General features: G+C 60.6%; 14 protein-coding genes. 7 read left to right on the forward strand and 7 right to left on the reverse strand.

Going from position 1 to position 13,985, the window contains the following annotated elements:
• Both tsaE and C6382_RS09315 read right to left on the reverse strand, forming a co-directional pair.
• Positions 1–471, reverse strand: a complete 471-nt coding sequence (gene tsaE, locus C6382_RS09310) for a tRNA (adenosine(37)-N6)-threonylcarbamoyltransferase complex ATPase subunit type 1 TsaE (protein ID WP_107024210.1) — start codon at positions 469–471, stop codon at positions 1–3.
• Positions 459–1,319, reverse strand: coding sequence for an NAD(P)H-hydrate dehydratase (locus C6382_RS09315; protein ID WP_107024211.1), 861 nt, complete (start codon positions 1,317–1,319; stop codon positions 459–461). Before C6382_RS09315 ends, tsaE begins: the two co-directional genes overlap by 13 nt.
• Positions 1,320–1,382: 63 nt before the next feature.
• Here C6382_RS09315 and queG point away from each other — a divergent pair, with 63 nt between their 5' ends.
• Entirely contained in the window at positions 1,383–2,468 is a 1,086-nt protein-coding gene (gene queG, locus C6382_RS09320; RefSeq protein WP_107024212.1) for a tRNA epoxyqueuosine(34) reductase QueG, read from the forward strand.
• A gap of 32 nt (positions 2,469–2,500) precedes the next feature.
• Here the strand turns inward: queG and C6382_RS09325 are convergent, their stop codons facing one another.
• Together C6382_RS09325 and orn are read right to left on the reverse strand one after the other, a co-directional pair.
• Positions 2,501–3,112, reverse strand: coding sequence for a trimeric intracellular cation channel family protein (locus tag C6382_RS09325; RefSeq protein WP_028945669.1), 612 nt, complete (start codon positions 3,110–3,112; stop codon positions 2,501–2,503).
• 100 nt (positions 3,113–3,212) lie between these two features.
• The gene (gene orn, locus C6382_RS09330; protein ID WP_107024213.1) at positions 3,213–3,755 is read right to left on the reverse strand and encodes an oligoribonuclease; all 543 of its coding nucleotides are present in this window, start codon (positions 3,753–3,755) and stop codon (positions 3,213–3,215) included.
• Positions 3,756–3,846: 91 nt separating this feature from the next.
• Here orn and rsgA point away from each other — a divergent pair, with 91 nt between their 5' ends.
• A complete protein-coding gene (gene rsgA, locus C6382_RS09335) occupies positions 3,847–4,878 on the forward strand; it encodes a small ribosomal subunit biogenesis GTPase RsgA (RefSeq protein ID WP_107024300.1) in 1,032 nt (343 codons plus the stop codon).
• A 260-nt stretch (positions 4,879–5,138) separates the two neighbouring features.
• Positions 5,139–5,621, forward strand: a complete 483-nt coding sequence (locus C6382_RS09340) for a TIR domain-containing protein (RefSeq protein WP_107024214.1) — start codon at positions 5,139–5,141, stop codon at positions 5,619–5,621.
• Positions 5,622–5,687: 66 nt separating this feature from the next.
• Here C6382_RS09340 and motB read toward each other — a convergent pair whose 3' ends face one another.
• Both motB and motA read right to left on the reverse strand, forming a co-directional pair.
• Complete coding sequence (gene motB, locus C6382_RS09345) at positions 5,688–6,695, reverse strand: flagellar motor protein MotB (RefSeq protein WP_107024215.1); 1,008 nt, start codon at positions 6,693–6,695, stop codon at positions 5,688–5,690.
• Positions 6,696–6,698: 3 nt separating this feature from the next.
• Positions 6,699–7,550, reverse strand: a complete 852-nt coding sequence (gene motA, locus C6382_RS09350; protein ID WP_107024216.1) for a flagellar motor stator protein MotA — start codon at positions 7,548–7,550, stop codon at positions 6,699–6,701.
• Positions 7,551–7,680: 130 nt separating this feature from the next.
• On the opposite strand from motA, the gene C6382_RS09355 reads away from it, so the two are divergent.
• The 3 genes from C6382_RS09355 to asd are packed head-to-tail and all read left to right on the forward strand — an operon-like array spanning position 7,681 to position 10,945.
• Positions 7,681–9,216, forward strand: a complete 1,536-nt coding sequence (locus C6382_RS09355; protein ID WP_107024217.1) for an HDOD domain-containing protein — start codon at positions 7,681–7,683, stop codon at positions 9,214–9,216.
• 46 nt (positions 9,217–9,262) lie between these two features.
• Entirely contained in the window at positions 9,263–10,072 is an 810-nt protein-coding gene (locus C6382_RS09360) for a rhodanese-like domain-containing protein (protein WP_107024218.1), read from the forward strand.
• A 9-nt stretch (positions 10,073–10,081) separates the two neighbouring features.
• Positions 10,082–10,945, forward strand: a complete 864-nt coding sequence (gene asd, locus C6382_RS09365; RefSeq protein WP_107024219.1) for an archaetidylserine decarboxylase — start codon at positions 10,082–10,084, stop codon at positions 10,943–10,945.
• Positions 10,946–11,132: 187 nt separating this feature from the next.
• Here the strand turns inward: asd and C6382_RS09370 are convergent, their stop codons facing one another.
• Complete coding sequence (locus C6382_RS09370) at positions 11,133–12,623, reverse strand: HAMP domain-containing protein (protein ID WP_107024220.1); 1,491 nt, start codon at positions 12,621–12,623, stop codon at positions 11,133–11,135.
• Between the two features lie 134 nt (positions 12,624–12,757).
• Between C6382_RS09370 and serB the strand changes: the two genes are divergently transcribed.
• The gene (gene serB / locus C6382_RS09375; protein WP_107024221.1) at positions 12,758–13,972 is read left to right on the forward strand and encodes a phosphoserine phosphatase SerB; all 1,215 of its coding nucleotides are present in this window, start codon (positions 12,758–12,760) and stop codon (positions 13,970–13,972) included.
• The last annotated feature ends 13 nt before the right edge of the window (positions 13,973–13,985 follow it).

Here is a 13,985-nt window from a genome sequence, read left to right on the forward strand (position 1 = left end):
CTATTTGAATTCCAAGGCCAGAGCGGCACACCAGGCTTCGCCACGTGCCCCCTGCGGCGACAGGTTGAGCGAACGACCGCTCGCCTGGGAGCTTATGGTAATGGTCAGGTCGGGCTTTGGCAAAATACCCGCCCCCTTTTGGGGCCATTCGAACAGACACAAGGCATCATTCTCGAAATAATCGCGAATACCGATGTACTCCAGCTCTTCGGGATCGACCAAGCGGTAGAGATCGAAGTGGAAGGCGCGGATCTCGCCAATCTCGTAGGGTTCGACCACAGTAAAGGTAGGGCTTTTCACTGCCCCCTGGTGCCCGAGACCACGGATGATACCCCGTGACAGCGTGGTTTTACCCATCCCCAGGTCACCTTCCAGAAAAATCACGCCGTGACCTTTGGTCACTTCGGCGATACGGGCGCCGAAGCGGACCATGGCCTCTTCGTCGGCCAAAAACAGGGTTACACCTGACACGCTGAATGCTCCTCCAATAAATGACGAATGGCCGGGACCAGATCACTGGCCGCCAGCCCCCGACCGTGCGCGCCCAACCGCTCTCCGGCACAGGCATGTAGCCAGACGCCCAGGCAGGCGGCATCCCAACTCGACATGCCCTGGGCTAACAGCGCCCCCAGCACACCACTGAGCACATCGCCCAGGCCCGCGCCGGCCATCGCCGGATGCCCGCGGTTGCACAGGGCAAGCTGACCCGCCGGATCAGCCACCAGGCTGCCAGCGCCCTTGAGCACACAGATGACCGCGTATTTACGCGCAAGTTTACGCGCCGCTCCGGCACGATCCGTCTGTACCGCTTCGGTAGAAATGCCCAGCAGTCGCGCCGCCTCGCCAGGATGCGGGGTAATGATTGAGCCGGCCGCCAGTGCCAATGGCGCTCTTGCCAGCAGGTTCAAGGCATCGGCGTCCCACACCTGCGGCAACCGCGCGCTGGTAACTGCCGACAGCAAGCTACGCCCCCAGGCCGCCTGGCCGAGGCCGGGGCCGACCACCAGCACCGAAGCACGCTCGATAGGGGTCATCAACTGGTTAGCCGAATGCACGCCCAGACACATCACCTCTGGCAGCCGCGCCAGGGCCGCAGGCACCTGCTCGCTGCGCGTGGCCAGGGAAACCAGCCCGGCGCCACAGCGCAAGGCGGCTTCGGCACTGAGCAAAACCGCTCCGCCGGTACCACGATCGCCGCCAACCACCAGGACATGGCCGAAATCACCTTTCTGCGCCGCAAGCGGGCGCGGTGCGAGTGGTGTCAAGGCGACACTGGTGAGGATTTTCGCCTGGTTTGCAGGGTGTTTGGTCTGAGGCATGGGTCAAAGGCTCCGATGTCTGGCAGAATTATACGCACCTGAGTCTGCGTTGCCTTATTTCCCATGTCTGCTGCCACCCCCGATCTTCCCGCACTGGCCCAATCGATCAAGGATTGGGGCAAAGAGCTCGGCTTTGCCCACGTCGGCATCGCCGGGGTGGATCTGGCCGAGCACGAACAGCACCTGGAACGTTGGCTGGAAGCGGGCTATCACGGTGAAATGGACTACATGGGCGCGCATGGCAGCAAACGCTCGCACCCCGAGCAACTGGTGCCCGGCACCCTGCGCGTGGTGTCCCTGCGCATGGACTATCTGCCTGGCGACACGCGCATGGCCCAGCAATTGGCCCAGCCGGAAAAAGCCTACATCTCCCGATACGCCCTGGGTCGTGACTACCACAAGCTGATTCGCAAACGCGTCCAGCACCTGGCCGAACGCATCCAGAAAGAAATCGGCCCCTTCGGCTTTCGCGCCTTTGTTGACAGTGCCCCGGTGCTGGAGAAAGCCATCGCCGAGCAGGCCGGCCTGGGCTGGATTGGCAAGAATACCCTGCTACTCAACCGCAAGGCTGGCAGCTACTTCTTTCTGGCCGAACTGTTTGTCGACCTGCCGCTGCCTGTCGACCCTCCCCAAGTCAGCGAACATTGCGGGCGCTGCACTGCCTGCCTGGACATCTGTCCGACCCAGGCCTTTGTCGGCCCTTACGTGCTCGACGCCCGGCGCTGCATCTCGTACCTGACCATCGAGTTGAAAAGCGCCATCCCCGAAGAGCTGCGCGCGCTGATTGGCAATCGGGTATTCGGCTGCGACGACTGCCAGATCGTCTGCCCGTGGAACCGTTTTGCCCGTCCGACAGCCGAGAATGACTTCAAGCCCCGGCACAACCTCGACAGCGCAGGATTGGCGGAGTTGTTCATGTGGGACGAGCAAACCTTTCTCGACAGTACCGAAGGCTCGCCGCTGCGGCGTGCCGGCTATGAACGCTGGCTGCGCAACCTGGCGGTGGGGCTGGGGAATGCGCCGTCGACAATCCAGGTACTGGAGGCACTTAAAGCGCGCCAGGATCATCCGTCAGAGCTGGTGCGCGAGCATGTAAAGTGGGCGTTGGGGCAACATTCATCGCGGGGCAAGCCCGCTCCCACCCGGTAGGAGCGGGCTTGCCCCGCGATACAGTTACCGACTCAATGCTCGTCGTTGTAATGAAACTTCGGCATTTCCCAGTGGAAACGAATCGCTAGCAACCGCAGCAGAAAACCGCCAAACAAAGTCAGCAGGATCGCCTGCTCGCCGGGCACCTTGAAGTAGACACAGCCCAGATAGAACCAAGCCGCCGCAAAAGACACACTCGCATACAGTTCGCGCCGGAAAATCAGCGGAATATCGTTACAGAAGATATCCCGGAGAATGCCACCAAACACCCCGGTAATCACCCCGCTGATGGACGCCACCAGCATGCCTTGGCCCATTTCCAGCGCGGTCATGCAGCCAATCAGGGTAAAAGCGACCAGGCCCAGCGCATCGAGCACCAGGAACAAGGAGCGCAGGTGACGCATCAACGGTGCGATGAAGATCGTCATCAGCGCGGCAAAGCTGGTCAGCACCAAGTACTCCGGGTGCTTGACCCAGGTCAGCGGGTAATGCCCCAGCAACACATCGCGCACTGAGCCGCCACCCAGGGCGGTGATGCAGGCAATCAACACCACGCCGAACCAGTCCATGCCGCGGCGCCCGGCAGACAGTGCGCCAGTCATGGCTTCAGCGGTGATTGCAATGAGGTAGAGCATCAACAACATGGCGCAGATCCGTGCAAAGGGGCGCGCAGTCTAACCAGTTGCCTCAGGCACCAAAAGGGGGCGCCGCACGGATTGTCTGTACAACCGTGCAGCTACGCGATCAGAACTTGATGAAGTGCTCGCGATAATGCCGCAGCTCGTTGATCGACTCGCGAATATCGTCCAGCGCCAGGTGGGTGCCACCTTTTTTGAAACTGTCGCGCACTTCGGGTGCCCAGCGCGCCGCCAGCTCTTTGAGGGTCGAGACATCGAGGTTGCGGTAGTGGAAGTAGTTTTCCAGGCCGCGCATGTGGCGGTAGAGGAAACGGCGATCCTGGCAGATGCTGTTGCCACAGATCGGCGACTTGCCTTTCGGTACCCACAGCTCCAGGAAAGCAACAGTCTGGGCTTCGGCTTCAGCCATGCTGACCTTGCTGTCCTTGACCCGCTGGGTCAGACCGGAAGCGCCATGGGTGCGGGTGTTCCACTCGTCCATGCGCGCCAGCACCTCGTCACTGTGGTGAATGGCAATCACCGGCCCTTCGGCCAACGTGTTGAGATCGCTGTCAGTAACGATGGTGGCCATTTCGATAATGACGTCGTGGTCCGGATCCAGCCCGGTCATTTCCAGGTCGATCCAGATCAGGTTCTGTGCGTTCTGCATGATTCTGCTCCTCGGTAGGTGCGCAGTTTAGCCTAGTGGAGCGTGCTAAACTCGTCGCCGTTTAATAATGCATGCCGAACACGGAACCTTCATGGCCAAACGCCAGCTCAATCGCCGCCAAAACTGGCGGATCGAAAAAATCCAGGGTGAACGCGCTGCCCGCGCCGCCAAACGCGAACAACAGACCCTGAAGGAGCTCGAAGGCGGCGACCTGGGCCCCGAACAACTTGGCCTGGTGATCGCCCACTTTGGCGTGCAGGTCGAAGTCGAGGCCCAAGACGGCGAAGACGCCGGCCAGGTGTTCCGTTGCCACTTGCGCGCCAACCTGCCAGCGCTGGTAACCGGCGACCGGGTGGTGTGGCGCGCGGGCAACCAGGGCATAGGCGTGATCGTCGCGCAAATGCCGCGCAACACTGAGCTGTGCCGCCCCGACAGCCGTGGCCAGCTCAAACCGGTAGCGGCCAACGTCGATCTGATCGTGATCGTCTTCGCCCCGGCACCGGAACCGCATGCCAACCTGATCGACCGCTACCTGGTAGCCGCCGAACACGCCGGCATTCACCCGCTGCTGTTGCTGAACAAAGCTGACCTGATCAACGAACAGAACGCCCCGGCACTCAACGCGCTGCTGGCGGTGTACAGGCAGCTGGGCTATCCGCTACTGGAAGTCTCGGCCCATCACGGCGATGGCATGCAGCAGCTGCAGGCGCGCCTGGATGGCCATATCAGCGTCTTCGTCGGTCAGTCAGGGGTCGGCAAGTCTTCGCTGGTCAACAGTCTGTTGCCCGAGGTGCAGACCCGGGTCGGCGATCTGTCGGAGTGGTCCGGCCAGGGTACGCATACCACCACGACCGCGCGCCTGTATCACTTCCCAGGTGGCGGCGAACTGATCGACTCCCCGGGGATTCGCGAATTCGGCCTGGGTCACGTCAGCCGTGCCGATGTCGAATCCGGCTTCATCGAGTTCAACGACCTGATTGGCACCTGCCGCTTCCGTGACTGCAAGCATGATCGCGAGCCCGGTTGCGCGCTGCTCAAGGCCCTGGAAGACGGTCGTGTCCAGCAGCAACGGATGAACAGCTATCGCTCGATCATTGCCAGCTTGCCTGAAGACAGCTACTGAAACGCCGTGTGAGGCTCGCAATGAGCCTCACTTTTCAGTCCTGTAAGACCACTTCGCAGGAAAAATTACCAAACAAAGTAGGACCCTTCTTTAACGCTGGTAATCCCTTGCCGTCATAAAAGCTTTCATTGATTGTCACCTTTCAGATTCGCCACGACCAAGCGAATCAACTCCATGCTCTGAGTATGAAAGGAATCAACAATGACAATTCGATCCTTAGGTACCCGCTACCCAGCCTGCGCACCAGGAGGGCCCGCCTGATGCCAGTCGTTATCAGCTATCGCCACCCGCAACGCCTGGATGCCTACATCATCAGCGAACGCCTGAAACTCGAAGGCATTGCTACCCACCTGGACTTGTTCGATGGCGACACCGGGCGAACCGGCGACAATATCAGCGGCCTGGTCAGTAGCAACATCAGCAGCTGTACGCACCTGATCAGCGTGCTATCCGAAGAGAACGCCGATACCTGGTGGGTGCCCTTCCAGCTTGGGGCCGCCACCCTCAGCAATCGTCGAGTATCACTGTTCCAATGCGCAGAAAGCACATTGCCTGACTACCTGGACAAATGGCCGATCATGAGCTCACGCAAGCATATCGACCTGTTCGTACTTGCCTACCATGACGAACAGACGTTCAAGCGCTCGCTCACCAAAGAAGAGGCTGGCGCCGACGCGACCAATCGCCTGAACGCCGCTTTTTTTCACGCCGACCTGAAGGCCAAGATCCGCCGCGGCTTCTGAGCCCTCCCACAAAGCACAACGCCCGTGAGCATCGCTGCACACGGGCGTTGTGATCAGAGCACGGAATTACTCCTTGCTCTCATCCATCTTCAATACGCCATCCTCGAAGATGTTCAGCTTCTGGCGAAGCTCGCGCGGCTGCATCGGCTCGACCTCGGGGGCCGGGGCCGCAGGCGCAGGAACCGGCGCATTGACCTCTGGCACCGCACCCTCAGGCGCGGCTGGCTGCTCACCTTCAAGGGTACGCTGGGCCTTCTTGGTCAGGACAATAATGTCGATGCGCCGGTTGACCGGGTTGAGCGGGTTCGCCCGGTCAAACAGCGATGACGAGGCGTAGCCGACCACCCGGGCAACCTGGGTATCCGGATAGCCACCGGCAACCAGGGCGCGGCGCGCCGCGTTGGCACGGTTAGCCGACAGCTCCCAGTTACCGAAGTCACCGGTGCCAGCGTAAGGCTTGGCATCGGTATGGCCACTGATACTGATCTTGTTCGGCACTGCCTTGATGGTATCGGCCATCGCCAGCAGGATATCTTCGAAGTACGGCTGCAAGCGGGCGCTGCCCAGGTCAAACATTGGCCGGTTCTCGGCATCCATGATCTGGATTCGCAGGCCATCCTGAGTAATTTCGAAGAGGATCTGGTCCTTGAACTTCTGCAGCTGCGGGTTTTCTTCGACCTTGTTCTGCAATTCTTGCAGGAGCAGCTCGAGACGCTCGCGCTCGACCTGCTCAGCCAGGCTTTCAACCTTGTCCTGATCCAGCTGGATATGGGTATCCGGGGTCGGCTCGGACTTCACTTCCGGGTTGATGGTCTTTTCCGGCGCGAGCTGTGGCGAGCCCCCCAGGTCAATAATGTAGGGCGTGCCGCTTTCGGTAAAACCTATTGGGTCCTTGAAGTAGCCGGCAATGGCGAGCTTCTGTTCCGGTGTGGCCGTCGACAGCAGCCAGAGCACCAGGAAGAACGCCATCATCGCCGTAGCGAAGTCGGCGAAGGCAATCTTCCAGGCGCCACCGTGGTGGCCGTCGCCAAAGCGTTTGACGCGTTTGACGATAATGGGCTGGTTGTTCTCCATGACTCAGCGTCCGCGAACCGCTTGTTCCAGCTCGGCGAAGCTTGGACGGTGGGCCGGGAACAGCACCTTGCGCCCGAATTCCACGGCCAGCGACGGCGGCATACCGGAAGCCGAGGCTACCAGCGAAGCCTTGATGGCTTCATAGACGTTGAGCTCTTCCCGGGCATCCTGACGCAGGGCGGTGGCCAGCGGGCCAAAGAAGCCGTAGGCGGCGAGAATACCGAAGAAGGTACCGACCAGCGCCGCCCCCACGTGCAGGCCGATGGATTTCTGGTCACCATCGCCCAGCGAGGCCATGGTTACCACGATCCCCAGTACCGCCGCAACGATACCGAAGCCTGGCATGCCGTCGGCAATACCGGTCACGGCATGGGACGGGTGGTCGAGCTCTTCCTTCATGCTCAGCAGTTCCATGTCGAACAGACCTTCAAGCTCATGCGGCGCCATGTTACCGGTGGACATGATGCGCAGGTAGTCGCAGATGAACGCGGTCATGCGCTCATCACCGAGCACGGCTGGATACTTGGCAAAAATCGGACTGGAGGCGGCGTCTTCGATATCGGCTTCAATCGCCATCATGCCTTCGCGCCGGCTCTTGTTGAGGATCTCGTAGACCAGCCCGAGCACCTCGATATAGAAGGTATGGGTAAAGCGCGTACCAAACATCTTCAGCGACTTCTTGATTACATGCATGGTCATGTAACCGGGGTTCGCCTGCAGGAACGCACCAAAGGCTGCGCCACCGATGATCAACACCTCGAAAGGCTGAATCAGTGCCGCAATTTTGCCGTGGGATAGAACATATCCGCCGAGCACACTCGCGAATACGACGATGATGCCGATAATTTTAGCCATAGATAGAAAGCACTTACTGTCGTGGTCAGGGTCGTGAGCGGAAGTTAATAAAACTCTTCTTCTACTTATCGGCAGATCTGCGCCAGACTATAGTCAGTCACGGCGAAAAGCCAGCTCGGCCCCCTCTAGCATACCTATTGAAACCAACGTGCCAGATCAAAAACCGAAAACACTCGATGCCTGGGTCAAACTACTCGACAGCGTTCGCCTGCCGGTTCCACTGGCCAGCTACGAGCGGGTGAAAGCCGCCATTGCCGACAACCGCAGTTCGCTGCGCGACATTGCCGAGGTGATGCAGGACAGCCCGGCGCTGGTGCTCAGCGTCATGCGTGAAGCCAACCATCACACCCATGCCAGCATCGGCGAACCCGCCGAAAGCCTGGAAATCGCCCTCAACCGCTTGGGACTGGCTCGTACCTCAGCGTTGCTCGAGCGTTTGCCGGCACTCCCGGAGGGCGAGATCGCACCGACATTGCGTCAACTGCAACTGGTCAGCCAACACGCCAGCCAGCAGGCCAACGGCCTGTTCGCCAGCCGCCTGGCAAGGCTCTGGCAGGAAATACACTGGGGCAGCTTGTTGTTCCTGTCGCCTTTGTGGCCACTGGCCCTGACCTTTCCCAAACTGCTTGAGGATTGGGAACTGCGCGTGGTGCATAAGGGCGAATCGGCTCCGCAGGTTGAAATGGAGCTGTTCGGGGTACGGCTGCTCAGCTTGTGCAAGGCATTGGCCGAGCACTGGCGCCTGCCGGACTGGGACACCCGCGGTTATCACCTGCTGCAGGATGAGCGGTGCTTGTTGGCCAAGGCACTGCACATCGCCCGTGATCAGAACAGCCTGCGCCAGCAGCAGCGGATGGACGATAGCCCGAATGTGCGCCGCTGGTTCAATCAGCCGGCCACCACAGTAGTGTTGGCCAACGGCCTGGCGCTGGCGGCACAAGTGGGTTGGAGCAACCCTCATATACGGCGCTGGCAGTTGCTCACCGGGCTGTACCTGCAAACGTCACTGGATGAAGTGCAACAGCTGGTACACCAACAAGCGGCGATCAGTGCCCGCCATCATGTCTGCCATGACCTGTTCCACCCGGCCCAAGCCCTGATCTGGCCCTGGCATCACCGACGTCTGCATCAGGGGCAGATCGCCCCACCGCCACCCTCGGCCCAAGCCCTGGGTGCCTGGCGCAAGCTGTGCGCCGAGCTGCTGGTCGAACCCAGCCCGTTCAGCAATGCCATTCACCTGACGACCCTGGCCCGAGATGCCCTGGTGGCCTGCGGCATGCAGCGAGTGATGCTGCTGATGACCGACAAAACCCTGACTCAGCTGCGGGTTCATCAGGTTGCCGGGCTGCCGCCAGAAGCGGCCAGCCTGGTTTTCCCTATCGGTCAAAGCAAACTGCTTCAGCGCCTGCTGAGCACGCCGGCGCAACTGCGCCTGACCCCCGAAAATCACGCACAATTCTCAGCACTGCTCCCGGCCCACTTGCGCACATTATTTCGCAGCGAACACCTGCTGTTGCGGTCATTGTCGAGCAATGGCCGCGTAGTGATGCTGCTGGTCGCCGACCAGGCTGCAAAACCGCTGGCCGAGATCAGCGTGCAGGCCTTTGGCAAGACCGCGCAATGTATCGAACGTGCCTTGACCGCCTTCAGCACCCGCAGCGCCTGACCCATGCGCTACAATCGCCCCCTCTGCTCTACTCTGGAGACTCTGGATGACTGACTTTTCTGGCTTGCCCCTGGTAATCGAACCGGCTGACCTGCAAGCCCGGCTTGATGTGCCGGAGTTGATCCTGGTGGATCTGACCAGCGTCAACCGCTATAACAGCGGGCATATTCCAGGGGCTCGCTTTGTCGACCCGAAGCGTACCCAGCTGGGCCACCCCCCGGCGCCGGGCCTGCTGCCGGCCAAAGCCGATCTGGAAAAACTGTTTGCCGAACTCGGCCACAACGCCAATGCGGTCTACGTGGTCTATGACGACGAAGGTGGCGGCTGGGCCGGGCGTTTCATCTGGTTGCTGGATGTAATCGGTCACAAGCACTACCACTACCTCAACGGTGGTGCGCAGGCGTGGCCAGCGAGCACCCTCAGCACCGAAGTACCGGCCGCTGCCAGCGGTACGGTCAGCCTGACTCTGCACGAAGAGCCCACGGCAACCCGTGAGTATCTGCAAAGCCGCATCGGCGCCGCCGACCTGGCGATCTGGGATGCACGCAGCCCCGCTGAATACCGCGGTGAGAAAGTCCTGGCCGCCAAAGGCGGGCACATTCCCGGCGCGGTCAATTTCGAATGGACTGCCGGCATGGACCTGAACAATGCCCTGCGCATCCGCAAGGACATGCCCGAAATCCTCGAACAGCTGGGCATCAGTAAAGACAAGGAAGTGGTTACCCACTGCCAGACGCATCACCGTTCCGGCTTTACCTACCTGGTGGCCAAGCATCTGGGCTACCCTCGGGTCAAAGCCTATGCCGGATCCTGGGGCGAATGGGGCAACCACCCCGACACCCCTGTTGAAGTTTAAGGAAACCTAATGAAATCCCGCTTGTTCATCACCAGTCAGTACCTGCTGCCCCATCACCTGCTGTCGCGTCTGGCCGGCTGCATTGCCGAATGCCGCGTGCGCTGGTTCAAGAATGCCTTTACCAGCTGGTTCGCCAAGCGCTACCAGGTCGATATGTCCCAGGCCCTGGTCGAAGACGTCACTGCTTACGAGCACTTCAACGCCTTCTTCACCCGCGCCTTGAAACCCGGTGCACGTCCGCTCGACGAGACCCCGGGTGCAGTCCTCTGCCCGGCCGACGGTGCCGTCAGCCAACTGGGCCCGATCGAGCACGGTCGCATCTTCCAGGCCAAAGGCCACAGCTTCAGCGCGCTTGAACTGCTGGGTGGTGATCCGGCCAACGCTGCGCCGTTCATGGGCGGTGAGTTTGCCACTATCTATCTGTCGCCCAAGGACTACCACCGGGTGCACATGCCCCTGGCCGGTACTTTGCGCGAAATGATCTATGTGCCGGGTCGGCTGTTCTCGGTCAACCAGACCACCGCCGAAAACGTACCGGAGCTGTTTGCCCGCAACGAGCGCGTGGTGTGCCTGTTCGATACCGAGCGCGGGCCGATGGCCGTGGTGCTGGTTGGAGCAATGATCGTCGCTTCGATCGAAACTGTCTGGGCTGGCCTGGTGACGCCGCCGAAGCGCGAACTCAAGACCTTCCGCTACGACGAAGCCAGCCGCGCGCCGATCCACCTGGAAAAAGGTGCGGAACTGGGTCGCTTCAAGCTGGGTTCGACGGCTGTCGTGTTGTTTGGACCAGAGCAGGTCAAATGGGCCGAAGAACTCGGTGCCGGTTCGGCGGTGAGCATGGGCCAGCGTTTGGCGCTGCCTGCCCAGGCCTGAAAATGAAAAAGCCCGCAGCGATGCGGGCTTTTTGGTGGGTGCAAACCTGTGGAAGCAACTGTCTTCCACTTAGCTGTAGGAGCCGGCGTTGCCGGCGATGGGGTGTGTAGCGGCCCTGAAATACGGGACTGCTGTGCAGTCCTTCGCGGATAAATCCACGCCTACAGTTAACCGTGACTGCGCCGGATCAACCCTTGACCCGGCTCTCATGCATCCGTGCCAGCTGACGCTCCAGCATCGACGGGTAGGGCTCCATCAGACGCTCGACGCAGCAGGCGCCTTCGGGGCTGGCAATCGGACGGATGCGGGCGCGCTGACGGATCAGGCTATCGTCGCTGATCTTGCGCTCAACCAGCAGCAGGTTACGGCTGTGTTGCGACAGGGCCAGGGCATCCTGGGCCTTCTCGGTCAACAGCAGGTCAATCTGGCTCAGGCCGTGCAAGTCTTCGCCCAGGGTCAGGCCCAGCTGCAGTTGCAAGGTGATGCCGCTATCGGCCACCTCGATTTGCAGGGCATGTCCAAGGGCACGCAACAGCTCGCCACAGCAAATGGCATTGGTAAGGTAGTCCTCGCCGCTATCCTGACTGTGGAACAACATCAGGGTGCTGCCGTCATTGAGGGTGTGCACTTCGCTTTCATACAGCGATGCGGCCTGGTCAAGGCAGTCGCGATAGCGCTCCAGCAACTCGGTCAGGCGGGTGCGCGGCAGGCGGCGAAGTTGCTCCTGGGACCCCAGTTGCACGGCCAGTACCGCACTGGCCTGGGGCTCGCGCTTGACAGGTTGCGGGGCAAGGCGCGGGGCACTGTGCGTTTCGTCGTCGATCAGGTCGGCAAACGCATCATCGCTGTCATCATCAGCAATTACAGGTTTGCTGATTTTGGCTACAGCAGGTGCTTCGTCAAAACTCGGGTCGCGCAGGTTACGAACTTCGAACTCGGGTTCTTCGTCGTCCAGCGCCTCGGGTTCCGGCTCGACTTCGCGCGGCGGTGGGGCGAAGCGTGTGTGCAGCTGGCGGGCCAGGTCACCGATCTCATCCTGGCGGTCAGTGGCCGGGGTGAACTCGTTTATGTCACGCAGCCAGACCCGCAGCTGCAGCAGCGGTGTAGAGATGAAGCGCCCCAGGCGCAAGCTCATGGCCAGGGCCAGGGCCAGCAGGATACCGGCGAGAATGCCCATGCTCTGCAGGCTGATGGTCAGCGGCTGCTGGAACTGGCTCATGTCCAGGCTGATGCGCAGTTGCCCGGCGGTCACGTCCTGGAAGGTGATCTTGGTCTGGTACAGGCCTTCTGCCTCGCCCAACAGGCCGTTTTTCGGGCGCTGGCCAGCTTCGGCAAGGATCCGGTTGTCGACGCTGTAGATCGCCGCATGGGCCACCAGCGGGTTCTTCACCAGGTTACCCAGCAGCACATTGAGGCTGAGGATGTCGTTAGACACCAGCAGCTCGGTCGCCGAGGTAGCAGTCTGCGTGGTCAGGCTCTGCCCCAGGGCATCGGCCTGTTCATGCATGGCCTGCTTGAACTGCAAACCCATCACGCAGGCATAGATCACCAGTGCCAGTGCTACCAACAGCACGTTATGGCAGGCGATGCGCAGCGCAAGCGGCACGCGGCGTTGGCGCAGAGCATGAAAAATCAGCAGGAAGAAGTTGTCGGTTTTAACGGGCGTGGGCCGGTTCACAGAGCGCGGCTCTTTATGTCGGAGAAGTTGCTGCGCAGTATAGCGAGCGCTCAAGGGCCGGCAAAGTATCGGCTGCACCCGATAGTCAGCGAAAATCGGTAGAATGCGCTTTTTTCCACGAGTCGGAGCCCGTTTTGCGCGAAATCGTTCTGATTAACATCACTGGTGAAGACCGTCCGGGTCTTACTGCGGCCATTACCGGCGTTCTGGCCCAGGGTGGTGTGAACATCCTCGACATCGGTCAGGCGGTGATTCACGACACCCTGTCCTTTGGCATCCTGGTGGAAATCCCGGATACCGAAAAGGCCTCATCGGTACTGAAAAATATTCTGTTTGCGGGCTACGAACTCGATCAGCAGGTCCGTTTTACTCCGGTTTCCGAAGCTGACTACCAAAGCTGGGTTGAAGGTCAGGGCAAGGCCCGTCACATCGTGACCTTGCTGACCCGCAAGGTGACCGCCGAGCAACTGCAGCGGGTCAGTTCGATCACCGCCAAGTATGGGCTGAATATCGATCATATCGACCGCCTCTCCGGTCGTGTGGCCCTGGATACGCCGGTCGAGCAGGGCAAGGGTTGCATCGAGTTCTCGGTCCGTGGCGAACCGGCCGATCCGCAAGCCTTGCGTGCCGAGTTTCTCAGCGTGGCTCAGGAACTGAATGTCGACATTGCCTTCCAGCAGGACTCGTTGTTCCGTCGCAACCGTCGCCTGGCGGTGTTCGATATGGACTCGACGCTGATTGAGGCCGAAGTGATCGACGAGTTGGCCAAGGCCGCTGGCGTGGGCGAGCAGGTGTCTGAAATCACCGAACGGGCCATGCGTGGTGAACTGGACTTTCGCGCCAGCTTCAAAGAGCGTCTGGCCTTGCTCAAGGGGCTGGACGTTGGTGTGCTCGACGAGATCGGTGCCTCGCTGCGCCTGACCGAAGGCGCTGAAACCCTGTTTGCCGAACTCAAGCGTTTGGGCTACAAAACCGCAATCCTGTCTGGCGGTTTCACTTATTTTGCCAAGCAACTGCAAGCCAAGCTGGGCATCGACTATGTCTTTGCCAACGAGCTGGAAGTGGTTGACGGTAAAGTCACCGGTGTGGCGGTTGAGCCGATCGTTGATGCCCAGCGCAAGGCAGACCTGCTGGGTGAGCTGGCGCGCAAGGAAGGTTTGCAGATGGAGCAGACCATTGCGGTGGGCGACGGCGCGAACGACCTGCCGATGCTGGCTATCGCCGGTCTGGGCGTGGCGTTCCGTGCCAAGCCGCTGGTCAAACAATCGGCCAAACAGGCGATTTCGACCCTGGGTCTGGATGGTGTGTTGTACCTGCTGGGCTTCCGAGATCGCGACGGTCGTAGCTAAAAGGCACGAAAAA

Source organism: Pseudomonas sp. BBP2017, from assembly GCF_003024385.1.
In the GTDB taxonomy this organism is placed as follows: Bacteria; Pseudomonadota; Gammaproteobacteria; order Pseudomonadales; family Pseudomonadaceae; genus Aquipseudomonas.

Coding starts and splice junctions, on each gene's coding strand:
- C6382_RS09315 (WP_107024211.1), bottom strand. CDS start 1,319: ATGCCTCAGACCAAACACCCTGCAAACCAGGCGAAAATCCTCACCAGT.
- queG (WP_107024212.1), top strand. CDS start 1,383: ATGTCTGCTGCCACCCCCGATCTTCCCGCACTGGCCCAATCGATCAAG.
- C6382_RS09325 (WP_028945669.1), bottom strand. CDS start 3,112: ATGTTGTTGATGCTCTACCTCATTGCAATCACCGCTGAAGCCATGACT.
- orn (WP_107024213.1), bottom strand. CDS start 3,755: ATGCAGAACGCACAGAACCTGATCTGGATCGACCTGGAAATGACCGGG.
- rsgA (WP_107024300.1), top strand. CDS start 3,847: ATGGCCAAACGCCAGCTCAATCGCCGCCAAAACTGGCGGATCGAAAAA.
- C6382_RS09340 (WP_107024214.1), top strand. CDS start 5,139: ATGCCAGTCGTTATCAGCTATCGCCACCCGCAACGCCTGGATGCCTAC.
- motB (WP_107024215.1), bottom strand. CDS start 6,695: ATGGAGAACAACCAGCCCATTATCGTCAAACGCGTCAAACGCTTTGGC.
- motA (WP_107024216.1), bottom strand. CDS start 7,550: ATGGCTAAAATTATCGGCATCATCGTCGTATTCGCGAGTGTGCTCGGC.
- C6382_RS09360 (WP_107024218.1), top strand. CDS start 9,263: ATGACTGACTTTTCTGGCTTGCCCCTGGTAATCGAACCGGCTGACCTG.
- asd (WP_107024219.1), top strand. CDS start 10,082: ATGAAATCCCGCTTGTTCATCACCAGTCAGTACCTGCTGCCCCATCAC.